Origin of the sequence: Stenotrophomonas sp. GD03819 (assembly GCF_029841665.1) — a bacterium.
Lineage (GTDB): Bacteria > Pseudomonadota > Gammaproteobacteria > Xanthomonadales > Xanthomonadaceae > Stenotrophomonas > Stenotrophomonas geniculata.
In genome coordinates this window covers 64345-90925 of record NZ_JAOCEW010000022.1, presented here as the reverse complement: position 1 = coordinate 90925, position 26581 = coordinate 64345, and the positions used below count along the sequence as shown (strand labels likewise).

Annotated in this window: 21 protein-coding genes; 7 read left to right on the top strand and 14 right to left on the bottom strand. The window is 66.7% G+C overall.

The annotated features are described in order from the left end of the window. Positions 1-115: 115 nt before the first annotated feature. Genes N5D45_RS14465 through mdoH form a run of 4 tightly spaced genes read right to left on the bottom strand, consistent with a single transcriptional unit; the run spans position 116 to position 4540 of the window. Positions 116-847, bottom strand: coding sequence for a LytTR family DNA-binding domain-containing protein (locus N5D45_RS14465; protein WP_010481294.1), 732 nt, complete (start codon positions 845-847; stop codon positions 116-118). 10 nt (positions 848-857) lie between these two features. After that, entirely contained in the window at positions 858-1901 is a 1044-nt protein-coding gene (locus tag N5D45_RS14460) for a sensor histidine kinase (RefSeq protein ID WP_053443558.1), read from the bottom strand. A gap of 3 nt (positions 1902-1904) precedes the next feature. Beyond that, on the bottom strand, positions 1905-2564 hold the full coding sequence (locus N5D45_RS14455) for an alpha/beta hydrolase (protein ID WP_279939205.1): 660 nt from the start codon (positions 2562-2564) through the stop codon (positions 1905-1907). A 50-nt stretch (positions 2565-2614) separates the two neighbouring features. Beyond that, on the bottom strand, positions 2615-4540 hold the full coding sequence (gene mdoH / locus N5D45_RS14450; RefSeq protein WP_279939204.1) for a glucans biosynthesis glucosyltransferase MdoH: 1926 nt from the start codon (positions 4538-4540) through the stop codon (positions 2615-2617). A gap of 496 nt (positions 4541-5036) precedes the next feature. Here mdoH and N5D45_RS14445 point away from each other — a divergent pair, with 496 nt between their 5' ends. Next, positions 5037-7082, top strand: a complete 2046-nt coding sequence (locus N5D45_RS14445) for a TonB-dependent receptor (RefSeq protein WP_241873362.1) — start codon at positions 5037-5039, stop codon at positions 7080-7082. Positions 7083-7142: 60 nt separating this feature from the next. Here N5D45_RS14445 and N5D45_RS14440 read toward each other — a convergent pair whose 3' ends face one another. Further along, positions 7143-7313: a hypothetical protein gene (locus tag N5D45_RS14440; protein ID WP_167345305.1), complete on the bottom strand. Its 171-nt coding sequence runs from the start codon at positions 7311-7313 to the stop codon at positions 7143-7145. A 213-nt stretch (positions 7314-7526) separates the two neighbouring features. Between N5D45_RS14440 and N5D45_RS14435 the strand changes: the two genes are divergently transcribed. Then, entirely contained in the window at positions 7527-7913 is a 387-nt protein-coding gene (locus tag N5D45_RS14435) for a DUF2628 domain-containing protein (RefSeq protein WP_010481288.1), read from the top strand. Between the two features lie 78 nt (positions 7914-7991). Here the strand turns inward: N5D45_RS14435 and N5D45_RS14430 are convergent, their stop codons facing one another. From N5D45_RS14430 to N5D45_RS14420, 3 genes are all read right to left on the bottom strand, one after another. Further along, positions 7992-10523 (bottom strand): methyl-accepting chemotaxis protein, encoded by a 2532-nt coding sequence (locus N5D45_RS14430; RefSeq protein ID WP_279939203.1) that lies wholly within the window; start codon positions 10521-10523, stop codon positions 7992-7994. Between the two features lie 209 nt (positions 10524-10732). Continuing rightward, entirely contained in the window at positions 10733-11626 is an 894-nt protein-coding gene (locus tag N5D45_RS14425; RefSeq protein ID WP_049480185.1) for an NAD(P)-dependent oxidoreductase, read from the bottom strand. A gap of 98 nt (positions 11627-11724) precedes the next feature. Beyond that, positions 11725-12636: a S41 family peptidase gene (locus N5D45_RS14420; RefSeq protein WP_279939201.1), complete on the bottom strand. Its 912-nt coding sequence runs from the start codon at positions 12634-12636 to the stop codon at positions 11725-11727. Positions 12637-12686: 50 nt separating this feature from the next. On the opposite strand from N5D45_RS14420, the gene N5D45_RS14415 reads away from it, so the two are divergent. Beyond that, positions 12687-13151 (top strand): MarR family transcriptional regulator, encoded by a 465-nt coding sequence (locus N5D45_RS14415; RefSeq protein ID WP_049452889.1) that lies wholly within the window; start codon positions 12687-12689, stop codon positions 13149-13151. Between the two features lie 5 nt (positions 13152-13156). Here the strand turns inward: N5D45_RS14415 and N5D45_RS14410 are convergent, their stop codons facing one another. Beyond that, positions 13157-14641: a DUF4434 domain-containing protein gene (locus tag N5D45_RS14410; RefSeq protein ID WP_279939199.1), complete on the bottom strand. Its 1485-nt coding sequence runs from the start codon at positions 14639-14641 to the stop codon at positions 13157-13159. Between the two features lie 244 nt (positions 14642-14885). Between N5D45_RS14410 and N5D45_RS14405 the strand changes: the two genes are divergently transcribed. Then, positions 14886-15200, top strand: coding sequence for a KGG domain-containing protein (locus tag N5D45_RS14405; protein ID WP_071305900.1), 315 nt, complete (start codon positions 14886-14888; stop codon positions 15198-15200). A gap of 10 nt (positions 15201-15210) precedes the next feature. On the opposite strand, the gene N5D45_RS14400 is transcribed toward N5D45_RS14405, so the two are convergent. Continuing rightward, positions 15211-16683: an MFS transporter gene (locus N5D45_RS14400; protein WP_191863068.1), complete on the bottom strand. Its 1473-nt coding sequence runs from the start codon at positions 16681-16683 to the stop codon at positions 15211-15213. 126 nt (positions 16684-16809) lie between these two features. On the opposite strand from N5D45_RS14400, the gene N5D45_RS14395 reads away from it, so the two are divergent. After that, positions 16810-17430 (top strand): TetR/AcrR family transcriptional regulator, encoded by a 621-nt coding sequence (locus N5D45_RS14395; protein WP_279939195.1) that lies wholly within the window; start codon positions 16810-16812, stop codon positions 17428-17430. A gap of 15 nt (positions 17431-17445) precedes the next feature. Here N5D45_RS14395 and N5D45_RS14390 read toward each other — a convergent pair whose 3' ends face one another. Further along, positions 17446-17796 carry a VOC family protein gene (locus N5D45_RS14390; protein ID WP_279939193.1) on the bottom strand — a complete coding sequence of 117 codons (351 nt, stop codon included), beginning with the start codon at positions 17794-17796 and terminating at the stop codon, positions 17446-17448. 513 nt (positions 17797-18309) lie between these two features. Here N5D45_RS14390 and N5D45_RS14385 point away from each other — a divergent pair. Further along, a complete protein-coding gene (locus N5D45_RS14385; protein ID WP_279939192.1) occupies positions 18310-21690 on the top strand; it encodes an autotransporter domain-containing protein in 3381 nt (1126 codons plus the stop codon). Positions 21691-21756: 66 nt separating this feature from the next. Here the strand turns inward: N5D45_RS14385 and cml are convergent, their stop codons facing one another. Together cml and N5D45_RS14375 are read right to left on the bottom strand one after the other, a co-directional pair. Further along, positions 21757-22944, bottom strand: coding sequence for a CmlA/FloR family chloramphenicol efflux MFS transporter (cml, locus tag N5D45_RS14380; RefSeq protein WP_279939191.1), 1188 nt, complete (start codon positions 22942-22944; stop codon positions 21757-21759). Positions 22945-23142: 198 nt separating this feature from the next. Beyond that, complete coding sequence (locus N5D45_RS14375) at positions 23143-24048, bottom strand: LysR substrate-binding domain-containing protein (RefSeq protein WP_279939190.1); 906 nt, start codon at positions 24046-24048, stop codon at positions 23143-23145. Positions 24049-24154: 106 nt separating this feature from the next. On the opposite strand from N5D45_RS14375, the gene N5D45_RS14370 reads away from it, so the two are divergent. Next, positions 24155-25645 carry an MFS transporter gene (locus N5D45_RS14370; RefSeq protein ID WP_279939189.1) on the top strand — a complete coding sequence of 497 codons (1491 nt, stop codon included), beginning with the start codon at positions 24155-24157 and terminating at the stop codon, positions 25643-25645. Between the two features lie 85 nt (positions 25646-25730). Here N5D45_RS14370 and N5D45_RS14365 read toward each other — a convergent pair whose 3' ends face one another. Then, on the bottom strand, positions 25731-26183 hold the full coding sequence (locus tag N5D45_RS14365) for a PA2169 family four-helix-bundle protein (protein WP_010481259.1): 453 nt from the start codon (positions 26181-26183) through the stop codon (positions 25731-25733). Positions 26184-26581 lie beyond the last annotated feature (398 nt).

Here is a 26581-nt window from a genome sequence, read left to right as displayed (position 1 = left end):
CGCCCGCCCATCCCGCCTCACCCAACACGCAACAGCACAGAGCCGACAACCCGCTGTTGCAGTTGCAGTTGCTGTTGATTTCACAGCAGTCGCGGCCGCCGGCCGCGCGGAACACTCACAGATGCCGCAATTCCTGCTTCAACGTCGCCACGCAGCGGCGGCTGACTTCCAGCGGCTGCTTGCCATGGCGCAGCATCGCCTGCACCTGGCCGCCCGTGCCTCGACGCAGCTCCACCAGCTCATGGCGTGCCACCAGGCAGTTGCGATGGATGCGGATGAAGCGGCTGGCGAACTCCTCCTCCAGCGACTTCAGCGACTCCTCGATCAGGTCTTCGCCGCGTGCGTGGTGCACCACCACGTACTTCTCCTCGGCCTGCAGGTAGTGGATGTCGTCCAGCGGAATCAGGCGCAGGCTGCCGCGCAGGCGCGCGCACAGCATGCTGCGGGCCTGCTGCCCGCGGTGGTCCTGCGGCTGGCCGTCGCGGCCAGCCAGGAACGTGCGTGCGCGTGCGATCGCTGCAGCCAGGCGCTCGGCACGCACCGGCTTCATCAGGTAATCGATCGCTGCCGCTTCGAAGGCCGACAGTGCATGCGCGTCGTAGGCAGTGCAGAACACCACCGCCGGGCGTGGCTCGAAGCTGGCCAGGTGGCGGGCCGCTTCCAGCCCATCCAGCCCGGGCATGGCGATATCCAGCAGGACCAGGTCCGGCTGCAGCTCCGCGCACGCGTGCAAGGCCTGCTCGCCGTTGCCGGCCTCGGCCACCACATCCACGCCGTCCTGCGCGGCCAACAGGCTGCGCAGGCGCTCGCGCGCCAGCGGTTCGTCATCGGCGATGACTACCCTCACGATCGCTCCCTCACTGGATCGGCACTGTCACCTGGCAGGCATAGTAGCCCTCGCTCCAGCCAGCCGTCATCCGCGCGGCGCTGCCGAAGCGCCAGGCCAGCCGATGGCCGATGCTGTGCTGGGCATGGCCGGCACCGCGCGCCAGGGCCAGCCCGGGGGCCTGCGGATCGGGCGCCGGATTACGCACGCGGATCTGCAGCTCATTGCCCTCGCGCGCCAGCTGCAGCTCGATGGTCCCACCCTCGGGCAGCCGCGAGATGCCATGCAGCACGGCGTTCTCCACCAGCGGCTGCAGTACCAGGCGAGGCAGGGGAAGATCCCAGGGCAGTGGCTCGTCGCGTTGCCAGCGCACCTGCAGGCGCTCGCCCAGTCGAAGTGATTCGATCGACAGATAGCGCTCGGCCAGCTCGCATTCGTCACGCAGGGTGGAATCGCCCTCGCCCGCCCCCAGCGCGGCACGGAACAGATCGGACAGGTCCAGCACCGCCCGCTCGGCCACCACCGGGTCGCGATGCAGCAGGCTGGCGATCAGGTTCATGCTGTTGAACAGGAAATGCGGGCGGATCCGCGCCTGCAGCGCGTCGGCCTGTGCGCGTGCGTTGGCCTGTACCTGCGCGGCCCAGCGATCACTCACATAGAAGTAGCGCAGGGCCAACGCCGTGATCAGCGCCGTCGTCGCGGCGCTGCCCAGCGTGAAGCGCCAGAAGCTGATGCCGCGGGCGAAGTTGTCGCCAAGCACCGCGTACAGGGCATGCACGATGCCCGCGCAGACCACCGCGATCAGCGTCGCCAGTGCGATGGCCGAGACCGCCCCCAAGACCTGTGGCAACCTCGACAACGCGTTCCGCAGCAGGCACAGGCTGGCCGTTACGGCCAGCGCCAGCCACAGCGCGAAACCACTGGCCGACAGCAGTTCGCCCACGGTCCAGTGGCGGCTGCCATCCGGGGCCAGGGCCAGCACTACCACCACCAGTTCGGCCAGGCCGAGCATCGCCGCCAGCCGCGGCAGGCGGCACAGTTCCGGCATCCAGGGCGGGGCGCTGGCCGGTGACATGGCTCAGGCAGCGCCCAGGTGTTCCTGCAACCAGTCACCCAGCGCCTGGATCTCTTCGGCGCAGACCTGGTGGGCCATCGGGTAGCTGTGCCATTCCACCTCCAGGCCCAGCGCCTGCAGGGCCTGCGCGCTGTGTACGGCCACCGTCTGCGGAATCACCGGGTCGCTGCTGCCATGGGCCATGAACACCGGCACCTGCACCGCTCCGTCAACGCGCTTGGCGCTCTCGGCTTCCGGCAGGTAGGTGGACAGTGCGATCAGGCCAGCCAGTGGCGCGGTGCGTGACAGCGCGGCGGTCAGGATGATCGCGCCCCCCTGCGAGAAGCCGGCCAGGAAGATCTTCTCCGGCGCGATGCCGCGCTCGACCTCCCGCGCAATCAGCGCATCCAGCTGCACCACCGATTCCTGCACGCCGGCCATGTCGGCGCGCGAACGGAAATCCATGCCGACGATGTCGTACCAGCCACGCATCGGCACGCCGTTGTTGATCGTGATCGGCCGCACCGGTGCATGCGGGAACACGAAGCGCAGCGCCGGCCAATGCGGACGCACCAGCTCCGGCACGATCGGTGCGAAGTCGTGGCCGTCGGCGCCGAGGCCGTGCAGCCAGATCACCGACCACTGCGGCGAGGCGCCGGTTTCCTGTTCCACCGTTTGCAGCATGATGCGGCTCCTTCAAGTTCGAGCCGCATTATGCCGCTGCCGCGGGACGATCAGTACAGCGGCGGTTGTTCGGCGGCTTCCCGTCGCAGCTGCGCGGCGCGTACCAGCACGGTCGGCGGGATGTTCTCCTCAGGAATATCGAGCAGGCCGAGCCGATGCAGGAAGGCACCCGGGCCGCGCGAAGACGTCAGCGCCACCACCGGTACCGCCAGCACCATGCCGATCACCACCGGCGCCATCCACGCCGCCAGCGAGGGCGATACCGCCCAGGCCAGCACGCCCATGAAGGCACCGAACACGCCCAGGCCGCCGTAGCCGCGGATCAGCGCCAACCACGAGATGCCGCCATCGTCGCGCTGCTGTGCGTCCCAGCCGGAATCGCGGCCGGACAGCACTTCCGCCACGCCGCGCGACTGCACGTACATCACCACCGGTGCCATCAGTGCCGCCAATACGGTTTCCACCAGCATCGAGACGAACGCGCGCAGCGCGCCGCCACACCCGCGGCGGTCGACCGGGTCCAGCAGCATCGCCAGGTAACCCAGCACCTTGGGCAGCAGCAGCACCGCCATGGTCGCCGCGAACAGGCGCACCACCTGTTCCTCGTCCTGGGCCCGCCAGTACACGCTGGGTGACAGGTGCAGCAGGGCGTTGAAATCGATGCCTTCCTGGAACAACGGGATGGCGATGCCGATCAGCATCAGCATCGCCCACATCGGCGCGGTGAAGTAATGACCGATGCCGATCAGCATGTGCATGCGGCTGATCCAGTGCAGGCCGCGGCTGCCGACCACCTTGCCGTGCTGCAGGTTGCCCTGGCACCAGCGGCGGTCGCGCACCAGCAGATCGGTCAGCGTCGGCGGACCTTCTTCATAGCTGCCCCCCAGGTACGGCACCATGTGCGCGGCCCAGCCGCCCCGACGCATCAGCGCCGCTTCGACGAAGTCATGGCTGAGGACGTGGCCACCGAACGGCTTGCGCCCCGGCAGCGCCAGCAGCCCGGCCTGATCGGCAAAGGCGCGGGTGCGGATGATGGCGTTGTGCCCCCAGTAATTGCTCTCGGCACCATGCCACCAGGCCACACCGCGGGCGATCACCGGACCGTACACGCGGCCGCCGAACTGCTGCATGCGCGCGAACAGGGTGCGCCCACCGATCACCGACGGCAGGGTCTGGATCAGGCCGACATCGGCGTTGTGTTCCATGCCCGCGACCAGGCGCACGATGCTGTCGCCGGTCATCAGGCTGTCGGCGTCGAGGATCAGCATCTGCGGGTAGGCGCCGCCGAAGCGACGGACCCAGTCGGCGATGTTGCCGGCCTTGCGCCCGCTGTTGTCGCCACGGCGGCGGTAGAACAGCCGCGCCTGGCCATCGGTCACGCGCTCGCGCAGTTCGGCGAACACCTGCTCCTCGGCCCGTGCGATGTCTTCGCGGCGGGTATCACTGAGCACAAAGAAGTCGAACCGGTCGAGCTGGCCGGTGGCGGCCACCGACTCGTAGATCGCCTGCAGGCCGGCCAGCAGCCGGCGCGGGTCTTCGTTGTAGGTCGGCATCAGCAGCGCGGTGCGGCTGTGCACCGCCGGCAGCGGCTTGTCCGGGTCGATGCCGAGGCGGTAACCCCGGTCGAACACGGCAGTCAGGAAGCCGGCCACTGCACTGGCGAAAGACAGCGCGATCCAGGCAAACAGGCCGACAAACAGGACCAGCAGGCAGGCTTCGAGCACGCTGATGCCATTGGCCGACAGCACCCGCCACATCATCCGGGTGGCGATGGCGGTCATCGCCAGCGTGCCGCCGAAGATGTAGAACCGGCGCAGGCCGATCAGTCGCGGCGAGGTGCGGTGGCGGCGAACCTTCAGTTGGCCTTCGCGCAGGGTCTGCTCGGGCATCTGCAACGGCGATTCGGCCGGCAGCAGCGTCCAGCCGGCATCACGCCGGGACGTATCTGCTTCCGCATGGATGGTCTGCCCCCCCATTGCCGCCTACTCCGCGCAGTCGGCACGGCCGGCCATCCCGGCCGGGCTGCATGCACCAAGGTTCCCGGCGCGCTTTCCCGGCGCCCGCACTTGTCCTGGCTGCGTCGGCCTCACGCCACGCAGTCGCTGTCTGTCACTACCGGAACCCACACGATCTCCAACGGGGCGGAATCGAAAATGCGGCTCAGTCTAGGGCGCCGGATGTAAGCCGAGTGCGAAGGTCTACGCCGGGATTTATCCCCATTCAGCAAACAGCAGGCGAGTGCCGGGGCGTGGGTACGGATGTCACTTGGTCGCCCCAGGTACTGGATCGTAACAAACGCGAACGGTTATCATTTCATTAACCAGGCAGGTCACCGTCTTCCGCACGGCCGAGACCCACCCAGCTGCGCCGGTTCGAGCCGCGCGCCCAACGACCCATGGAAGGGGGGCCTGCCTGCTTGTCTGCTTGCGCCCGTTGCTTCCATCCGGTCCCCCTCATCCGATGGAAGCCGTCATGTCCCAGCTGTTCCGTTCCCGTTCCGCGCGCCTGCCGCGCACCCGCCTGGCCAGTGCCCTGGCCACCGCCTGCCTGCTGGCCCTGCCCGGCCTGGCCGCCGCCGAGGCCAGCGCCGATGCCTCCACCAAGGATCTGGATACCGTGGTGGTCACCGCCTCGGGCAACCAGCAATGGATCAAGGATGCGCCGGCCAGCATCAGCGTGATCAGCCGCGAGGACATCGAGCGCCAGCCGGTGCACGACCTGGCCACCCTGCTCAGCCGCGTGCCGGGCGTGACCGGTGGCCTCAGTGCGGTCGGCGAGCAGTCCAAGATCAAGCTGCGCGGCATGCCGTCCAATTACACGCTGGTGCTGGTGGACGGCAAGCGCATGGGCAGCTCGGCCTCGACCAACTACCGCCCCGACCTCGGCCGCCAGGATCTGAACTGGATCTCGCCCGACCAGATCGAGCGCATCGAAGTGGTGCGCGGACCGATGTCGTCGCTGTACGGCTCCGACGCCATGGGCGGCGTGATCAACATCATCACCCGGCGCATCGGCGATGACTGGAGCGGCAGCGCAACGCACAGCTATACCCGCCCCGGCGATGACAAGCGCGGTGATACCCAGCAGATCGGTGCGACCTTCTCCGGCCCGCTCGGCGAACGCTTCGGCCTGCGTATCGGTGCCAACAGCATGCGCCGCGACTCGGACCGCTCCAACGGCGGTGTCTACGGCAACGCCTACGCCGGCGAGAAGGACCGCAACGTCGACGCGCTGCTGCAGTGGAAGCTCAGCGATGCGCAGGAACTGTCGCTGGAAGCCGGCCATGGCGTGCAGCAGGCCTTCATCGATGCCTCTCTGGAGAAGCAGGACGAAGGCGCCTGGGGTGCCAGCGAACTCAAGCGCAGTTCGCTGGCGCTCAACCACGACGGCAAGTGGAGCTTCGGCAACTCGAAGATCAGTGCGTACTGGACCGAGTACAAGAACGACATCGGTGCCACAGGCCGCTCCGAAGCCACCGATACGATCATCGAGGGCAGCCTGACCACGCCCTTCACCCTGGGGGTTGAACACCAGTTCGCCGTGGGCGGCCAATGGAAGCGCCAGGAACTGACCAACACCGACACCATCGGCCGCGCGCCGATCGACTATGCCGGCAATGCCGTCAGCGGCTCCGATCTGGAAGTGGATACCTGGGCCCTGTTCGTCGAAGACGAACTGAAGCTGCACCGCACCTTGGCGCTGACCCTCGGCGCACGTCTGGATCACCATGAGAAGTTCGGCGGCCACGTCAGCCCGCGTGCCTACCTGGTCTGGCATCCGGCCGAGCAATGGACCATCCGCGGTGGCGTTTCCAAAGGCTTCCGCGCACCCAGCCTGACCGAGAATTCGGCCACCGCCGCCACCCAGTCCGGCGGCCGAGGCTGCACCTCGCTGATCCCGCTGGGCTATACCCGCGGCGGCTGCTACATGGCCGGCAACCCGGACCTGGACCCGGAAACCAGCACCAACCGCGAGATCGGCATCAGCTTCGACAACGACCTGGTCGATGCGGGCCTGACCTACTTCCATACCGACTTCAGGAACAAGATCGAGTACGCACCGCTGGGCAGGTTCAACGGCATCTGGTGGACGCGCATGAGCAACGTGCAGCGCGCACGCACCAGCGGCATGGAAGGCAACCTCAATTTCCGCTTCGGCGAGCACTGGCGCTGGCGCACCTCGGCGACCTGGATGAAGGAAGCCAAGAACCTGACCACCGGCCGCAACCTGATCGATACTCCGGAATTCTCTGGCTATTCGTCGCTGGACTGGACGCCCAGTACGGTGTTTTCCAGCAGCCTGTCGGCGCAGTACACCGGCAAGCAGACCGGCACGGCGACGACCTTCCTCAAGGCCTACACGTTGTATGACCTGACCGCGGCCTGGAACGTCAACGAGGTACTGACCCTGCGTGGCGGCGTCAGCAACCTGGCCGACAAGAAGCTGTATGCCGAAGGCTCCACCGACTACTTCGTGGCCGGGCGCAGCTACTTCATGAGCATGACCGCGCGGTTCTGACCGGCGGCGCGCGCCGCGATCGCGCTGGCAGCACGCCAGCGCGATCGGCGGTGTTGCGGATTACTCGCTTTCCAGCGCGGCCGCGGCCGCGTTCTGTGTAGCGGCCGTGCGTGCACGGTCCATCGCTACCGCCAGTTGCTGGCGTGCGAGCAGTTGTTGAGCCTGCACCACTTCAGGTGTCGGCAGGAGCACCGGTCCCGGTGCGTTTTCCGGTGTAGCAGGTGTGGTCATGCAACCTCCATGGACATCCCGCCGCCACCCGGGTTCAGCTGGGGCAGCAGCGGAACTGCGCACCCTATCCTAAAAACAAGGCGGATGGGTGACGGTGCGGCGCCCCGCCGCACCACAAGGAACAAGGCGGGCGTCACATTTTTGACGCCGAAGCTTGGATCCTGAATAGGACTTGTCCTATCATGAAAACGTTTTCCAACAGGGATGTTTCCCATGAATACCACTGACCTGTCCCAGTTCAGCCCGAAGTGGCAGTTCCGCTTCAACTTCTTCCGCCAGCACGGCGCCCCCAAGAATCCCGGCTTCAAGCAGGCCTGGAAGGCGCTGTCCTTCGGTGACCGCCTGAAGATCAACCTGAACTTCTTTGCGTTGTTCTTCGGCGCCATCTACCTGTTGATCCTGGGCATGTGGCGCAAGGCACTGGTGTTGATCGGCATCAACATCGTGCTCGCCATCATCACCATGTTCCTTCCGGACGTGGTGGGGCGCATGCTGTTCATCGCCATGAACCTGCTCGTCGCCTCCAGCACCAACTACAGCTACTACCTGGAGAAGGTGGAAGGACGCACCAGCTGGAACCCGTTTGAAGGCATGTTCTGAGCCCTCAGAACTGCGCAGGGATGCGCGGCAAGGATGCAATCGACGCCCGGCCCCCGCCGGGCGTCTTCGTTTGCGGGATCAGGCCGCGCGGCGAGCCGTGGCCACCGGCTCGGCCTGCAGGCGGAAGCGCGAGACCGCCACCGCCAGCTGCTCGGCCTGTTCTTCCATCGCACGCGCGGCGGCACTGGCTTCCTCCACCAGCGCGGCGTTCTGCTGGGTGGTCTCGTCCATCTGCACCACGGTCTGGTTGACCTGCTCGATGCCCGCCGACTGCTCGCGAGAGGCCGCCGAGATCTCGGCCATGATCTCGTTCACTCGACCGACCTGGCCGACGATTTCCTGCATGGTGCGGCCCGCGCCGTGCACCAGCTGCGCACCGGCACCGACCTGCGCCACCGAGGCGTCGATCAGCTCCTTGATCTCCTTCGCCGCACCTGCCGAGCGCTGGGCCAGCGCGCGCACTTCGCTGGCGACCACGGCGAATCCACGCCCCTGTTCGCCGGCACGCGCCGCTTCCACCGCCGCGTTCAGCGCCAGGATGTTGGTCTGGAACGCGATGCCGTCGATCACCGAAATGATCTCCGCAATGCGCTGCGACGAGGCCTCGATCTGCTCCATGGTCTGCACCACCTGGCTGACCACCTGCCCGCCTTCGCTGGCCACACCCGCTGCGGAGCCGGCCAGGGTGTTGGCCTGCAGCGCGTGGTCGGCATTCTGGCGCACCGTGGAGGTCAGCTCCTCCATCGAGGCCGCGGTCTCTTCCAGGTTCGCTGCCTGCTGCTCGGTACGGCGCGACAGGTCACTGTTGCCCGCGGCAATCTCACCCGCCGCCAGGCGGATGCTGGCCGCCGACTGCTGGATCTGGCCGACGATCTGGGTCAGCTGCTGCACGGTGCTGTTGGCATCGTCGCGCATCACCGCGAACACACCGTGGAAGTCGCCGTGCATGCGCGCGCTGAGATCGCCTGCGGCGATCGCGCGCAGCAGCGTCGACAGCTCGGCCAGGTTGTGGTCGCTGACCTGCATCATGGTGTTGAGGGTTTCCACCATGCGGCGGAAGTCGTGGTCGAAGCGCAGCGTGTCGCCGCGCACCGCGAAGTCGCCGGCGGCGGCGGCGGCGGCCAGCTGCTGGATCTGATCGTTGATCGCCGCCAGGTTGCTCTTGGTGGTGGCCATCGCAGCGGTGAACACCGCCTTCTCGCCCGGCAGCGCTTCCATGTCCACGCTCAGGTCACCGACCGCATAACGCTGCATCACGTCGACCAGACGCTGGGTGACGGCGTTGCTGGAGGCCACCAGCTGGTTGCTGTCGGCCACCATCCGGCCGTACTCGCCCGGGAACGCCGCGGCGTCCATGCGGTAGCTGATTTCGCCGGCGTCATGGCGACGCGCCATCTCCGCCTGCGCCGCCATCACCGACTGCAGCTGACCCCGCATGCCCTGCATCGCATCCAGCAGGCGGCCCACTTCGTCGTTGCTGCGTGCCGGCAGGGTGCTGTCCAGCTTGCCTGCGGCGACGTCGCCGGCCACACGCACGGCTTCGGCCAGTGGGCGGATCGCCAACCGGCGCAGCAGCACATAGACACCCACACTCAGCGTCAGCGCGGCTACCACGCCAACCAGCAGGGTCAGCCACAGCAGCTGGCGCGCCTCGGCCACGATCACCGCGTGTGGCATCACCACGCCCAGCGCGAAGCGCTGCGGCGCATCGCCCACGCGCAGCGGCACGTACACGCGCACATTGCCTGCCGCATCCGGAGTGAAGTCTTCGAACCGGCGGTCGGCGGCGATGTCGGCCAGCATGCTGCGGGTCAATGCGTCGTTGCGCGGCTTGCCGATCTCGGCGGCGTTCGCCGACGCCAGCACCACGCCGTTCGGCGAGAGCAGTTCAACGCGCCCGGCGCCCATCGGCTTCAGCGTGGCCAGGTGCTTCTGCAGCGCCGCCAGCGAGAAGTCCACGGTAAACACACCGAGGAACGTGCCGTTTTCGATGATCGGCGTGCTCAGCGTGCTCATCAGCACCTGCTGGCCGGCGATGTCGTAGGCATAAGGTTCACTGACCTTGGGCAGCTTGTCGCGGCTGGGCACCACGTACCAGTCGGCCGAGCCGTCAGCGGCTTCGGTGTAGTCGGTCATGGTCGACTGCTGTGGCTTGCCGTCATGCCAGGCCCAGTAGCTCATGTAGCGGCCACTGGCATCGTGCATCTCGGCATTGGCGAACTCGGCATCCTTGCCATCGAAGGCGTCGGCTTCCCACATGGTGCTCTTGCCCAGCCATTCTGGATGGCTGCGCAGCTGCTCGCCCAGCACGGCCGCCAGGCTGGCGCGATCAGGCGCGTCACCCCGCGCACGCTGGGCGAGCACGGCCTCGACCATGGCGTCGTTGCTTGCAAAGGCGGTGCCCAGATCCGCCGCGACCTGGCGGGCTTCGGCGGTGGCTTCGCTGGCCATGGTCTGGCGCGAGGCATCGATCAGGCTGGCGCTGGCCTGGCGGTAGATCAGGAACGCGGTCAGGCCGAAGCACAGCAGCGCGATCGCAGCGGTGCCCAGCATCAGCTTGTGGGCGATGCTGCCCGGGCGGCGGGCAGCGGCGGAACGGGGAGAATGCATGGAAGGGTCCGCAAGGCAGTTCAGGACGACCGGCACCGCGAGGGCACCGCGCAGGTGCGCGATCCGTCGCGCAGGCCACCGGCCGCCGGGACCCGCCCGGCGCAGGAAGCGCACCGGGTTAGCGGCCGCCTGCGAACGAGGTTGAGGCGCTCCGCCTGCACATTCCTGAATCTGCTCAGGGTCGGGTCAGGAACCCGCCCCGTTCCGTCCTATTCGGCAACCCGATCCTTGATCCACTGCGCCCGAGGCAACACCTCGATGCTGCCAGCCGCGTACTGCTGCAGCACGTCGTCCGGGCCGAAGCGCGGCTGCCAGCCCAGTGTGCTGCGCATCAGTGCACTGTCGTAGACGCGGTCGATGCTCAACGGCAGCGGCCAGCCGCGGCGCTCGAACTCGGCCAGCAGCAGCGGGGCGCGGCGGGCCAGCACCCGGCGGGGCTGGGTCGCCAGTTCCAGGCAATCCTCGCGCAGGAACGGTGTCGGTGCGCAGGCAATATAGCGTGCGAAGGCAGCGCCCTCATCGTGCAGCAGCGCGGCATGTGCACTGGCCACGTCGCGCGCGTCGATGCCGCGGTGCAGGCGGAACATCGCCATCCGCTCCGGTGGCTCGGGGAAGCAGCGGGCCATGCGCAGCACGCGCACGCTGAAGCCCGGTGCCGCAGCGGCTTCGGCCAACGCCTCTGCCTGCAGCTTGCTGCGATGGTAGATCGTGCGCGGCAACGGCTCGGTATCTTCATCGATCCAGCGGCATCCGCCCGCCACTACCGCATGGCCATACAGCGCCGTGGTGCTGGTCAGCACGAAGCGGCGTGCACCGGCCTCGCGGGCAGCCTGCAACAGGTGTGCGGTCGCTTCCACATTGATCTGCTGGAATACCGCATCCGGCACCAGGCCGACATGAGGTGCGTGCAGGGCGGCGGTATGGATCACCGCATCGACCCCCTGCACCGCCCGCGTCACGGCCTGACGATCGGTGACATCGGCAATGATGCGGGTGGTGGCAAATGGGCTGCGATCCAGCCCCACCACTTCGTGGGCCGCCGCCAGCGCGCCGAAGATCGCACGCCCGATCCGCCCGGAACTGCCGGTCAACAGAATCTTCATTGAGTCCATTCACTCGAAGCGCCCGGGAACTACCGGGATGCTTCGATTCTAGGCACGCTGCATGTCGTCTGCGATAGGGCGCGGTTGCAATTGTGCGTTCATTTTGGCGATGCCGATCGGGCCAGCAGCTGCCGGGCGACGAACAGCGGATCGTCACCGCCTGCCGCATCAGGCGTGACCCCGGTACGTTCCCAGTTGGTTCCGGTACGAAGGTTGATCGGCTGCCGGTCGGGAATACTGATCTGATAGCCATCCGGCAGCAGCACAGGATCATCGAACATATGTGCCGCGCCGCCACTTCGACTCCCAACGACACGTGCCCGCCCCTGCGCCTGCAGCGAGTACGCGACGAATTCGGCGGCCGAGCCGGTGCGGCGGTCGATCAGCACCACCAGCGGCCTCAGGTACAGCCCCAGGCTCGCCGGTGGCAACGGTACCGGACTGCGTTGGCCACGTTGTTGCAGTGACTGCACCTGGGTGATCTCCGCCGCCAGCAGGGTCCGCACCAGCAGGTCCGCACTGCCGTCATCACCCCCCCCGTTCTGGCGCAGATCGAGCACCAGCCCATCGGTGTCGGCCAGCAGGGTGAAGGCCGCGGCCAGCTTCGGCCGGGCCAGATCGAGCGGATAGAAGGTGCTCAGGCGCAGGTAGCCGATGTTGCCTTCCAGCACCCGCACCTCGCGCACGCCCGCACCATTGCTGCGTGCATCCGCGCGCCAGGCCATCAGCCAGTCATCCTGGCCGGCGCTGGCATCCACCCGCTCGACATGGAAGTGGCCATCGAACACGTCCAGGTCCTGGTTCAGGCGTGCGCTGAACGCCTTGGGGTCCGCGCAGCTGTCCGCATAGCGCTGCTGGGCGGACCAGCCACGCACCACCTCGGCAATGCGCGCGCCTTCGGCCACGTCCAGGTACCGCGCCTGTATCGCCGTGGCCGCCGCCTGCAGCACCGCGTCCTGGGCCGGGCAGGACGCCGCCAGCAGCGCGCCCAGCATCCACGAAACCACCATGACCGCACTCCACGTTGATGATATGTAAGTGCTTATATATCATCGCCCCCATGGATCTCCAACATGCCTCCCTGGGAACGCTGCTGCGGGCCCTGCTCGACCAGCTCGACCCGGCGGTCGAGCAGGCCTACCGCGACCTGAAGCTGGACTACCGGCCGCGCTACACCCCGGTGCTGCGCACGCTGATGGCACAGGGCCCCTGCCGCATCAAGGACCTCGCACTGGCCTGCGGGCTCAGCCATTCGGCACTCAGCCAGACGGTTTCAGCGATGGTGCGCGACGGTTGGCTGCACGCTGCGGTCGGTGAAGACAGCCGTGAGCGCATCCTGCAGTTGAGCCCGCGCGCACTGCAGGCGCTGCCGGCGCTGCAGACGCAGTGGCAGGCCACGGCTCGCGCGGCGCGCAGCCTCGATGCCGATCTTGGACAGTCGTTGGAGCAGGTGCTGCGCGACGCACTGCAGGCACTTGAGCAGCGGCCGTTCGCGCAGCGACTGCGCGACACACCCCAGCGCTGAGGCACCTACTGTTCGGCTGCCATCTCGATTTCACTGAGGAAGGTCCAGCTGCCATTGGCCAACCGCAGCTCGAGCGTGCGGCACTGCGCGGCCAGCGGCGCGGCATTGCCCAGCACGTATTCCTCTTCGGTCGAACCGCTCAGCCCGGCCTGGGTGAATGGCGCCGACAGCACGCCGATGCGGGTTGCGGCAGAGCCCGGCTCAGCGCACATCACCTCCACCGACGTCGGCGTGACGATGCCCCAGGCCAGGCGGGTCATCGTGTGCAGGCCGATCCAGTCCACCCGCCGGCGCTGGCCGAGGTCGATGGTGATGCTGACATTGCCGTGCACGCCCACCCAGCCGGCATCCATCGGGTTGCGCGGATCCCCCACCCGGCGATCGAACAGTTCATGCCCGGTGCTGTCGGGATAGTTTGCGCCCGGCGCCGTGCTGTAGCTGTAGGTGGTCTGCACCGGATCGACACTGTAGGACGCACCGAGGCCATACAACCCGCGATAGGTGTTCATCATCCGCGGCGATTCGCCATAGCCCTGGCCGGGGCCGACCACCTCGGACATGTGGTACTGGTTGAGCCAGGCAACGCGCTTGCCGGCCGAACGCGCACTCCACAACTGCTGGTTGATGCGCTGCACCGACGCGGAGCGATAGGCACCGGACAGCCCGTTGCCGGTTTCCAGGAACAAGGGGCTGCCATGGTTGAACAGTTCGATGTCGGCCCACAGGCCGCTGGCACCCAGCGCCGCCGACAGCGCCTCGTAGTACGCCTCGGTGGAATGACCCGCGCGATCCCACTGGAACAATCGGGCATGCGAGGCAGCACCGATGCCGTCCTGCCAGATCTGCACGTCCACGCCGGTGGCTGTACGGAACTGTGCAGCAGCCCGGCCCACGCTGGCCGGATCCACGCTGGATGACGCCAGGTAGGGTGCCACCATCACCGGCCGCGAGGGTGTACTGCCTTTGAGCGCCGTCACGATCGCGCGATAGAACGACGCGCGATCAATCGGCACCTGTGCCGGCTCGTCGGTGATGTACCAGCCGGCGAACGCCGGATGCGATCCGTACTGCTGGCCAAGCTGCGCCAGCGACTGCGCCGCATCCTGTGCCACGGCCGTTGCATTCTGGCCCTGCCAGAAGGTGGCGCACTGCCCCGAACTGTAGGTGGTGCCCACCACGACCTTCATGCCGCGCGCGGCTGCCGCATCGAGCACGGTGCCGAGCTTGCCGGGAAAGCCGGCAATCCATTCGAAATCCTGCACACCGCTGGCGCATCCCACGCCGGCACGGGTGGCACGCACCTGACCGAGGATGATCGTGTCGTTGCCGAGGTCCTGCAGCTCATCCAGGAACAGCGGCAATTGCGCGGCTGGCAGCTGTTCGTCGGTGGCCGAATAGCCGACGTGAACAAAGCTGCCGGACAACAGGGGGCTGGCTGCATGGACGGGGGCGATACAGGCCAGCAATGCGATCACTCCAATCCTGTTCATGTTCTACGTCCCTGTGGTGGCCAGGCGAGTGGCGTTGTCGCGCATCCTATCAACAGCGGCGGTGACCTCGGTTGAGCGAAAGCGCTTGCGGGTTGCGCCACCCGCCTGAATGGCTGCGCCATCAGCCCCGTGCGCAGGGCGCGTGAAAGCTGTGGCGAAGATGGCGACCTGGACTTAGCGTGCGATGGCCAAGCATGGATGCTGTCGTCTACGAAGGCGGCGTCCACACTGCAGGAGATTTCACATGACTGAGCAGAACCCGCGCAGCTCCAACCGGGGCTTCGCATCAATGGACCAGGACAAGCAGCGCGCGATCGCTGCCAAGGGCGGGCGTGCCGCACATGCCTCCGGCAATGCGCATGAATTCAGTCCGGCCGAAGCACGTGTCGCAGGCCGCAAGGGCGGCGAGGCGATCAGCCGCAACCGCCAGCATATGGCCACGATTGGTCGTGAAGGTGGGCACGCTCGCCACGCCAATGCGCGCCAGCAGCAACAGCAGCAACAGCAGCCACACGAGATCGAACGCACGGCAGAGGGCCCGCAACGCCAGCAGGGCTGAACGCTGCGCGTCAGGCCGGTGCGCGCTGGCGATACAGACCCAGCGCAGCAAGCAGGACCAGCGCACCGGCCACAGCCATCGCCCAGCCGAAACCACTGGCCATCGCACTGCGATACCACGCCAGTGTCTGCGGCGTGGCGTGCATCGAGCTTGGTTGCAGGATCAGTTCGCGCGCCTGTGCCACCAGCCCCCGCTGCCCGGCCGCCTGCGCGGAAACGGCGAAGTGCTGCACGGCGCGCTGGCCCATCAAGCTGCCCAGCAGCGCGATGCCCAGGCTCATGCCTGCCTGGCGTAACGCGTTCATCGTGGCTGAGGCGATACCCGCGCGCTCGACCGGCGCGCTGGCCATGACCGCCATGCCGGTTGCCGGCACTGCCAGCCCCATGCCAATGCCGAGCAGCACCAGCACAGCGCTGGCAAAAGCACGCGACGTAGCCGGTTCGAACGTGGCCATCGCGCACAGCGCTATTCCCGCCAGGGCGTAGCCCAGCACCAGCGCGGCATGCAGCCCGAGGTGGGCGACCAGACGACCGAACAACAGCGAGACGACCCCCATCAACAGGAACTGCGGAGCCAGCTGGGAGCCGGCCTGCGCAGCGCTGTGGCCCTGCGCCTGCTGGAAGAACAGCGACAGGAAGAACAGGCTGGCATAGGCAGTGAAGCCCAGCACGAACGATGCCAGGTTGAACATGCCGAAGCGGCGGTCGGCAAACAGGTCCAGCGGCAGCAATGGGCGTACAACCCGGCGTTCAACGATGCCGAACAGGATCAGTCCGGCGGCTGCGACGCCCAGCGCCAGCAGGGTCACCGGCGCCAGCAGGCCATGCTCGCCGATCGCGATCAGGCCATAGCTCAGCGCACCCAGCGCGACGATGCTGAGCAGCTGCCCGGCGGGGTCCAGTGCGGCGTGCTGCGGATGCCGCCGCTCCGGAATTCCCCAGACGCCCAGCGCCAGCGCGAGCAGGCCCAACGGCAGGTTGATCAGGAAGATGCTGGGCCATCCGGCGCGCTGCACGAGCACGCCGCCCAGCAGCGGGCCAAGCACCAGGGCCAGCGCACTGAACGCGGACCAGCCACCGATCGCACGTGCACGTTGGCGCGCATCGGGAAACGCATGGCTGAGGATCGGCATTGCGGCGGGAATCAACAATGCGCCCGCGATGCCCTGCACTGCGCGCCCGGCCACCAGGGTTCCAAGATTGCCGGCACAAGCGCACAGCAGGGACCCCAGCGTGAAGGTGGCGACGCTGAGCAGCCACATCCGCCGATGACCGTAGCGATCCCCAAGCGGCCCCGCCGACAGCATCAACGCCGACAACGCGATCGCGTAGGCGTTGATCACCCATTGCAGGCCGGCCATGTCGGTGTGCAACGCCTGCTGCAGGGTCGGCAGGGCGACGTTGACGATGCTGATGTCCAGCGAGGCGAGGAATGTGCCGAGGTAGGCGGCCAACACCAGGGCCGGACGTTGGAAACGCTGCATGTGTGGATCCCGGGGGAGGACGTGCGCGCATCGTAGCCACTGACTGACCGTCGGTCAATGACCGGCGGTCAGTCAATACCGAAGGACAGCTAGAATGGCCACCGTCGCACCCGGACCTTGCCCACCATGCAGACCCCAGCTGTCGCCAGGCCTCGCACCAAGCCTGCGGAAACCCGCCAGGAAGAACTGATGGACGCCGCGCAGGCACTGTTCCTGTCAAAGGGAGTGGACGCCACCACCATCAGCGACATCGTCGCCGCGGCTGATGTGGCCAAGGGCACCTTCTATACCTACTTCGCCTCGCGCACCGAGATCCTGCAGGCGCTGGCGCAGCGCTACACGCGGCAGTTTATGGAAGCGGTCGACCAGGCCGTGCAGCAGCACCCCCTCGGCGATGGCGTAGCACGCCTGCGCGCCTGGATCCGCGCCAACATCGAACTTTACGTGCGCACCCATGCACTGCACGACGTGGTGTACGCCAACCATCATCACCACCAGCGCGGCAACGCCGAACGCAATGCGATCCAGCAGCAGCTGCTGGGCATCCTCGAAGCGGGCAATGCCGCCGGTCTGTGGCAGCTTCCGGCGCCGCAGGTTACCGCCTCGTTGATCTACGCCGGCGTGCACGGCGCTACCGACGACCTGATCGCCACACCGGCACAGGATGCCGATGCGTTCATCGAAGCCGTGCAGGCCGATTGCCTGCGCATGGTCGGCGTGCCACCGGCCGGTGCCAAGCGGCGCTGACGAACCGTCTGTCGCTCAGGTATGGGCGAGGATGTTCAACAACCGCCCGAACGGGTCACGGACGAAGAAGCGACGCACGCCCCAGGGCTCATCGGCCGGGCCATATTCCAGCGGGATGCCGGCCGCGCGCATGCGCTTCAGTACCTGCTGCAGATTGTCCACTTCGATCGACAGATCCGGCACTGCGGTGCCGGACCCCCCTTCACTGGCAAAGCTGACCTGCGCCAGCGCGCTGCCCTCGCCGCCGTGGGTGACGATCCAGCCGTGGTCCATCACCACCGGCATGCCCAGCAGCTCGCCATAGAACACTGCGGCACGCGCAGGATCAGGCGTGGCGATGTTGGCGACGACACGTTTGACGGCCATGTGCAGCGGCTCCGATGCGATTCCCCATCCTCGCCGCTGCGTGCATGGCCTGCAAGCGGGCTGCGCTGAAACAGAAGAGCCCCGTCGGTGACGGGGCTCGTCATCAGTCCTGCATTGCCACTGCTTACACAGCGCCGCAGCGATCCATGACGCAACGATCGTATTCGTACTGGCATTCCATCGCATCACCGCCACCGGACAAACAGGCCTGGTAAGCCTTCCAACAGGGAAGATCGCATGGCGGAATCGGCCCGGCCACAGCAACCGAACCGCTGCAGGCCAAGGCGAACACGGCACCTACGATCATTTTCCTGAAAGTACGCATCGACATCACTCCTTGATAAGCCTGGTGAGCCCAGGCCGGGCCACGGTAGCGGGGTTTCCCGGAGATGGAGTGAACACGCGCGCCACGAAACATTAACCTGTTCATTAAATTTCCTTCACACCACTGGGGGTGATCGGCGCGCTGCGGGGTTAACGGCCTTGTTGTCCGTCAATCAAGGAAGTTGTCCGATGAATCACCCGCTGCACGGCCGTTCGTCCCGCTCCCGTTCTCCGATGCACAGCCGCCTCGCACTGGCGGTCACCAGCACATTGCTGCTTGCCAGCACGTTGCCCGCCATGGCCAACGACTCATTCGAGGTCTGGCAACAACAGCGCCAACTGCAGGCGGCGTGGGCACAACCGGCCACTGCGGCGATCCCGTCCGCAACCACCCCGTTGCCGATTGCAGCCCCCGCAGCGGCGGCCAGCAGCACGACGACCCTCGGCAATCCGGGCGATCCAGCCAGCTGGCGTACGGACGAATTCAATGCCGACTGGGGCCTGGCCGCGACCAACGCGGACCACGCCTATGCGCGGGGCCTGACCGGTACCGGCATCCGCCTGGGTGTGTTCGACAGCGGCACCGGCCTGGACCATCCGGAGTTCGCCGGGAAGAACCATCGCAGCCTCCGTCTGGCCGATGTGTTGGCCGATGGCAGCCTGTGCGGAAGCGAGGTACTTGCCGGCCCGGATGCCTGCTTCACCAGTGACGGCAATCAGGTCGCCATCGATTACACCCTCATTGATCCGGCCTACAGGGACCTGCTCAATCGCAACGGCTACTTCGAGGGCCCGGGCTACAACGTGCACGGCACCCACGTATCCGGAACCATCGCCGCCAACCGCGACGGCAACGGAATGCACGGCGTCGCGTTCGGGGCGGACCTCACCGTGGCCCGCCTGTTTGCCAACAGCGTGAACTACCTGACCGTCGTCGAGCGCAATGGCGGACTGTATCTGGACAGTAAATCGGTTGCCGGGCTGGGAGCCTCCGACTCGATCTTCCCGCAGCTATACGCACAGCTCAACGAACAGCACGTCCGCGCAGTCAACCACAGTTGGGGCCTGACCAACGAACCGGACACTGCCGAGAAGCTCGACTTCTATCTGTCGCATCCGGATCTTGCGGACAGCCTCGGCGCGATAGCAGAAGGCTCACGTACCCGCGGCCTGATCCAGGTATGGGCTGCGGGAAACACCGACTCGGTCAATCCCTCGCCAGAGCAGGCGCCGATCGCGGGCATGTATGCATCGATGCCACGCGAATTCACTGACGTCGAGCCGTACTGGTTGGCCGTAGTCAACGTCAACCAGGCGCTGGAGCTGAGCAATCGCTCGATGCGCTGCGGCCTGGCCGCGAACTGGTGCCTGGCCGCACCTGGTTCGAACATCAATTCGACCGTCTATGGCGAAGATTCGGTCATCGATGCCAGCCCCCGCGAGGACAATGGGAATGTGATCCTCGAGGTCTCCGGCCAGGCCCCAACGTATGCCTACGGGAACCTGAGCGGCACCTCGATGGCCGCACCGCACGTCACCGGTGCACTGGGCCTGTTGTTCGAACGCTTCCCTTATCTGGACAGCGCCCAGGTGCGCGACGTACTGCTGACCACCGCGCGCGATCTTGGCGCGCCGGGCATCGATGATGTCTATGGCTGGGGCCTGATGGACCTGCGCAAGGCCATCGAAGGCTACGGCTCGCTGCGCGTGGATACCAACGTGGTGATGAACCAGAAGGCCGGTGGCCTGAAGGTCTGGGAAGGCGATGCCTGGGACGACTGGACCAACGACATCGGTGGCCCCGGCAAGCTGACCAAGTCCGGCATTGGCTGGCTGCGCCTGAGCGGTGACAACACTTTCAACGGCGCGGTACTGCAGGACGGTACGCTGGAATTGAATGGCGCCAACACGCTCACGTCTGCGGTCGAGGTCCAGGGTGGCCAGTTCCTGCTCAATGGCAGCCTGGTCTCCACCGCGCTGAACACCACCGGGGGCGTGAGCACGGTCAGCAGCAGCGGCCTGCTGAAGGACAGCAACCTGACCGTCAACGGTGGCGTGGTGTCCTTCAACGGCACGCAGACCGGCGGCACCACCACGGTCGGTGCCAACGGCCTGCTGAAGGGTGTCGGTACGCTCGGCAGCACCCACGTCGACGGCATCATCGCGCCCGGCAATTCGATCGGCACGCTGACCATCAACGGCAACTACGTACAGGGTGCAACCGGCGTCTATGCTGCCGAACTTGCTCCGGGCGGGCGCAGTGACCAGCTGCACGTGACCGGCACCGCCACCCTCGGCGGCACCCTGATCGCACTGCCGGAGCCGGGTACCTACTACCTCGGCGAGCAGTTCAATTTCATCCGCGCCGACGGCGGTGTCAGCGGCCAGTTCGCGAAAACCGACTTCAGCGCGTTCTCGCCGTTCCTGCAGTTCAGCCTGGCTTACGGTGCCAATGGCACCCGCATCGACGTGGTCCGTGGTGCGTCGCTCGCCAGTGCCGCCGCCACGCCGAACCAGCGTGCGGCCGCGGCGGTGGCCGATGGACTGGCGATCAACCAGGGCCTGCCCAAGCCGCTGACCCAACTGTTCCCGCAACAGGTCGGTGGCGTGCTCGATGGCCTCAGCGGCGAGCTGCATCCGGCCACGGCACTGGCCCTGGTCGAGGGCAGCCGCCATGTGCGCGATGCCGCACTGTCACGCCGTGCCGGTGCAGCCGCACCGGGATCCGATACGGGTGATGCCACCGGTGCCTGGGTGCAGGCGCTGGGCGGCAACAGCAAGCTGGATGGCAACAGCAACACCGCGCGCACTGACGCCAACAGCAATGGCCTGCTGGTCGGCATCGACCGCGAGTTCGGTGGCTGGCAGATCGGCGTGCTGGCCGGTACCGGCCGCACCGACGTGAAGCAGCAGGAGCGTCGTGCCAAGTCGAAGATCGACAACACGCACTTCGGCGCCTACGCCAGCCACACCTGGGGCGGGTTCGGCCTGCGCGGTGGCGTGGCATGGAGCCGCAATGAAGTGAAGAGCACGCGTGATGTTGCCTTCGCAGGCTTCAGCGACAGCCTGAGCGCGCGCTACAACGCACATACACGCCAGGCCTTCATCGAAGCGGGCTACCGGTTCGGCAATGCGGAAGGTGGGCTGGAGCCGTACCTGCAGGTCGCCCGCGTGGAAGTGGACCTGAAGCAGATCAACGAGCGTGGCGGCGCGGCGGCACTGCACGGCAAGGTGGACGACACCGGCACCACCATCGCCACCGCTGGTCTCCGCTTCGACAAGGGTCTGAAGGCATCGTTCCAGCAGGACAGCTGGTTGCACCTGCGTGGCGGTGTCGGCTACCGCCGTGCCTCCGGCGACCGCAGCCAGGTGGCCAACCTCGCCTTCGCCAACAGCAGCACCACGTTCGCGGTCGAGGGTGCTCCGATTGCCGACAACGCCGTCGTGGCCGAGCTGGGCCTGGCGGCGTGGCTGACCCCGCGGCAGCAGCTGGAGCTGGGCTACAGCGGTCAGTTCGGCAGTGAAAGCCGCGACCATGGCGCCACTGCACGCTGGTCCGTCCGCTTCTAAACACGTGTTCTCTTGACGGGTTGGGGCGGCCTCGCGGTCGCCCCTTTTTTTGCCCGCCATCCAGCGCTATGTGCGGTGCCGCAGCGCGGCGGTACCTGCCAGGCTGGCAAGTGGCAGCAGCAACCCGTAGGCCACCAGCGGCCACACGGTATCGCCGGGCAGCACCAGGGTAACCAGCGTGCCGATGCCTGCCACGATCAGGCTCTGCATCGCGTAGTACAGAGCCACCGCCGTACCCGACGCATCGGCGAAATCACGCAGCGCGCCGCTTGCGGCCACCGAAACCACCATCACCAGCCCCACCGCGATGCCCCACATGGGCAGCACCACCGCGATGAACGAGGGGGGCCACGCTGCGGCCAACGCCATCAGCAGCACCCCGGCCACCATCACCCACAGGCCGCGCAGGAAGGTACCGCGCACGTTCCAGCGGGCAATGCACACGTGCGCCATCCGCGCCGTGACGATCATCACCAGCGCCACCGTGGCGAAGGCAAGGCTGAACGACAGGGGCGAGTACTGCATGCGCCCGACCAGCAGCCGGGGCGCGACCGAGAAGAACACAAAGAACGTGCCCATGCCCGCACTGAAGCCCAGCGTGTAGACCCAGAACGCGCCGCTGCCGAGAATGCGTCGTACCGCCGGTCGCGACGCGTCATGGCACCGCGGGCGGGTTTCCTGCCAATGCCGTACCGCGCGCATGCCGGCGATCATGCCCAGTGCGCCGAGCAGAACGAAGATCGCGCGCCAGCCAACCGCGCCTGCCAGCAGTGCGCCGAGGATCGGTCCCAGTGCCGGCACGAAGGCCAGCATCGAGGCGAACAGCCCATACAGCGACGCACCTTCGGGTGTATCGGCATACACGTCACGGACCGTGGCAAAGGTCGCCACCAATGCCGCCGACGCCCCCACCGCCTGTACGGTTCGCCAGGCCAGGAATGCTGCGCCGCTGCTGGACATGGCCAGCGCAAACGACGAAAGCGCGAACAGCAACGCCCCCAGCAACAGGACCGGCCGCCGCCCGATGCGGTCGGACAACGGGCCGAACAGCAACTGGCCCAGGCCGAGCACCAGCAGGTAGATGCTCAACGTCAGCTGCACCACCGTCGGTGATGTCTGCAGTGCCCGCGGCATCACCGGCACCACAGGAAGATAGATATCCATGGCCAGCGAGGCCAGGAGGTCGAACGGCGCCATCAGCACAATGGCCGATGGCAGCGGGTGGGCCCAACGCGGGGCCTGTCGATTGAACATGGGGAGTCTCCGCCCAGAGTGAATCCGGCGGTGATCCATCCACTTCGCGTGCATCGCAGGGATGATCACCGCAACAACGTCTGCATCGTTGTTGCGGCTCAGCGAACTGTCTGCGGACCGTTCCCGTTGTTCATGATGTCCATCGAATGCAAATGCAGGTGGCGCAAGTGTAGCAATCGTCCACCTGCCGCGCGTCGCTCAGGCCAGGGGCAACATGTCGATGCGCCGGCACGGCGTCTCCTTCACCTGCTCGATCAGCCGTCGCACCACAGGCGAGGTCTCCGCCCGCCGGTACTGCACAGCGATGGTCGAGACGATGGTGGGGCCGGCCAGTGGCAGATAGATCATTCCGGGCAGCACCAGCGTGCGTTGCAGTACCGATGGCACGATCGCCACCGAACCAACGCCGACCGACACCTCGGCCAACACCGCCGCCAGATACCCGGGCTGGGAACGGATACGTGGAATGAATCCGCCGCGGCGCCCGACTTCCATTGCGCCCACCGGCTGCTCCGGCATGACGAAGCTTTCCCGGGCCAATGACGCCGGCTGTACCGGCGCGCGGGCCTGCGCCAGCGGATGGGTTTCCGGCAGGGCCACGCAGAACTGGTCTTCGACCAGGGTGTGTTCGCCGAAACTGTCGGGTACATCCATCGGAGGCCGGCAGAACACCACATCCACCCGGCCTTCCTGCAGCAGCTGCGGGAGCTCGCCCATCGGCCATTCGCTCACCTGCAGTTCCACGCCCGGGTAGCGGCTGCGGAACCGGCTGAGCTGATCCTGCAACGCACCGGCATACAGCGCCGAGCCGACGTAGCCGATCTCGATCTTGCCGATCTCACCCCGCCCGGCGCGCCGGCCCAGGGTTTCGGCCTGTTCGAACCGGCGCAGCACATCGCGGGCTTCCGCCAGGAACACCTCGCCTGCGGAGGTCAGCAGCACTTCGCGTCGGCCGCGGTCGAACAGGCGCGTGCCGAGGCGACGCTCGATGTCCTGGATCTGCACGCTCAGCGTGGGAGTGGCGATCCCCAGCCGCAGGGCCGCGCGACCGAAGTGCAGTTCCTCGGCCAAGGTGACGAAGTACTCCAGGTGACGGCGTTCCATGGGCGGCATTTCGTTAGGTTCAAGCTAACGTAACCAGAAAACACCGAGAATGAAACAAACACCGATCATTGCTGGAATGGCGGTCCTCCCTTCCTGCGAGTGACCGGTGCCGCCCTCCCCTCCCTCTTCGCCTGCACGGCACACGCTGCCTGACGCGATCCTGCTGGTGGCCTCGCTGGGCTGCACGATGACCGTGCTGGAGACCAATGCCGTCGCGGTCGCACTGCCCAGCATCGCGCGTGACCTTCACGCCGGATTCGCCGATATCGAGTGGGTGATCAGTGCCTACATCCTGTCCTTTACCTCACTGCTGCTGCCGGCCGGTGCTGTCGCCGATCGCTACGGCCGCCGCCGGGTGCTGCTGATCGGCATCAGCCTGTTCGCCCTCACTTCTCTGCTCTGTGCACTGGCGCCCGGTGCCACCCTGCTCTACCTGGCGCGGGCACTGCAGGGCATCGGTGCTGCTTTCCTGCTGGCGCCCTCGCTGTCGATCATCGGCCACACCTACCACCAGGGGGCCGCCAAAGACACTGCATGGGCGTTCTGGGGCACAGCCATGGGCGTGATGATGGTGCTCTCGCCACTGATCGGCGGCCTGCTGTCCGCGCTCTGGGGCTGGCGCGCGGTGTTCATTGCGATCCTGCCGTTCCTGGGCCTGCTCGGCTACGGCACGCTGCGCTGGATACCCGAGTCGTCCGACAGCGCGGTCCGCCCGCTCGACCCGCCCGGCATCATCACCTTCAGCGTTGCCATCTTCGGCATCGTGTTCTTCCTGGTCGAAGGACTGGCACAAGGATGGTCATCGGCGCCGGCGCTGGGCGGGCTGGGCCTGGCCATCATCATGGCCGCCGCCTTCGTCCTCGTTGAACGGGCACGGTCACATCCCATGGTCGATCTCGGGCTGCTGGCCAGTCCACGTTTCGTCGGCGCACTCATTGCCATGGTCGGCTATTCGGTCAGCGCACAGGTGATGGCGTCGATGCTGCCGCAGTACCTGCAGAACGGCATCGGCCTGGGCGTACTGGCTGCGGGTGCCGGCATGCTCCCGTTCGCTGCGGCGACGCTGCTGTTTCCCAGCGTGGGCCGCCGGCTCGGTCGCCATCTGAACAGTCCGGCGGTGCTGGCGATCGGGCTGTCGATCACTGCTGCGGGCAATGCCGTGGCCGGACTGGCCGCGTGGCAGCATCTGCCGTGGCTGGCATTCGTCGCAATGGTGGTGATCGGTGCCGGTGGCGGCATCCTCAATGGCGAGACATCCAAAGCCATCATCGGCGCGGCACCGCGCGAGCGGGCCGGCATGGCCTCCGGCATCAGCGCGACCACGCGCTTTGTCGGCATCCTGCTCGGATTCACCGTGCTGTCCAGCGCCTTGAGCCTGGGCATCCGCAACGCACTGTCGGCTGTGGGTCCCGCGCGCGATGTACTGTCGATGGCCGATGCGATCGCTACCGGCAACTTCACCGGTGCGCGCAACATGGCCTTCGCACAGGCGATCTACAGCCACGGATTTGCCAGTGCACTGTGGACGTCGGCCATTGCCGCGCTGCTGGCCAGCCTTGCGGTGTTGCTGCTGGGCCGTAGTCCCGCACAGCGATGACGCTGGAGCGCGGATTACGGAGTTGGCCGGGGCAGCCACGCTGCCCCGACCGTGGCGGCCCCGGGGAGAAGGCCGCCGATGATCGTCAGGCCGCCTTCATGGCGTGCTTGCGCGCCCGCATCACGTTGTGGCATTCCTGCACTTCGGGCAGCAGCTGGGTGACTTCCTGGCGCACGGCCGGCGGCAGTTCGTTGTCCTTCAGCACGTCCTTGAACGCGCCAAGCAGCCGGTCTTCCGACTCTTCCAGCTCGGCCACATAACCATAGTTGGTGTCGCCGAATGCAGCGCGCACCTTGCCGTAGAACTGCTGCATCGACCCGACCATGGTGCCGTGCTCGGCGGGCTTGCCGCCGCTGGCGGCAACCGAACTGCTCAACGCGGCGACGATGCGGCCCTTGACGCCGGCAATGCGGGTAAACAGGGCCGACAGTTCGGCATCCTTCACCTTGGTCGCAGCTTCTTCGTAGAACGACTTTCCGTCCCGGGCAATCTCGATCAGGTCGTTGAGGCGATGTTCGATGGTGGACTGGGTGCTCATGGAATCGCTCCTGTGTGCTCGATGGTCTATGGAGAATGACAGCGCGAGTGCGTTGCCTTCGGGATCACTGTGGAGGTTTGAATGTGCCGGTTGGGTGAGTACGAATTGATGCATGCATCACCACCCTCAACGCGTCCTGACTCCTTCATCCCATCGCATTTCCGCGTTCACGGCACCTGAGCAGAACGCCCAAGATTCACCAGGGCGCGATGACGATGATCAGCGCCACCAGCAGTGCGATGGCAAGCACCAGCAACAGCACATGCCACTGCTTCCACGTGGGTTTTGGTTTACCGGGGGTATTCATTGGATGTCTCCTGGAGTCTGTCATCGGCCCGCAGCCAGACTGAAGCAGGGCACCCCCGGTGCGCGTCGCGGTTTCGTGCATGGCTTGTGCA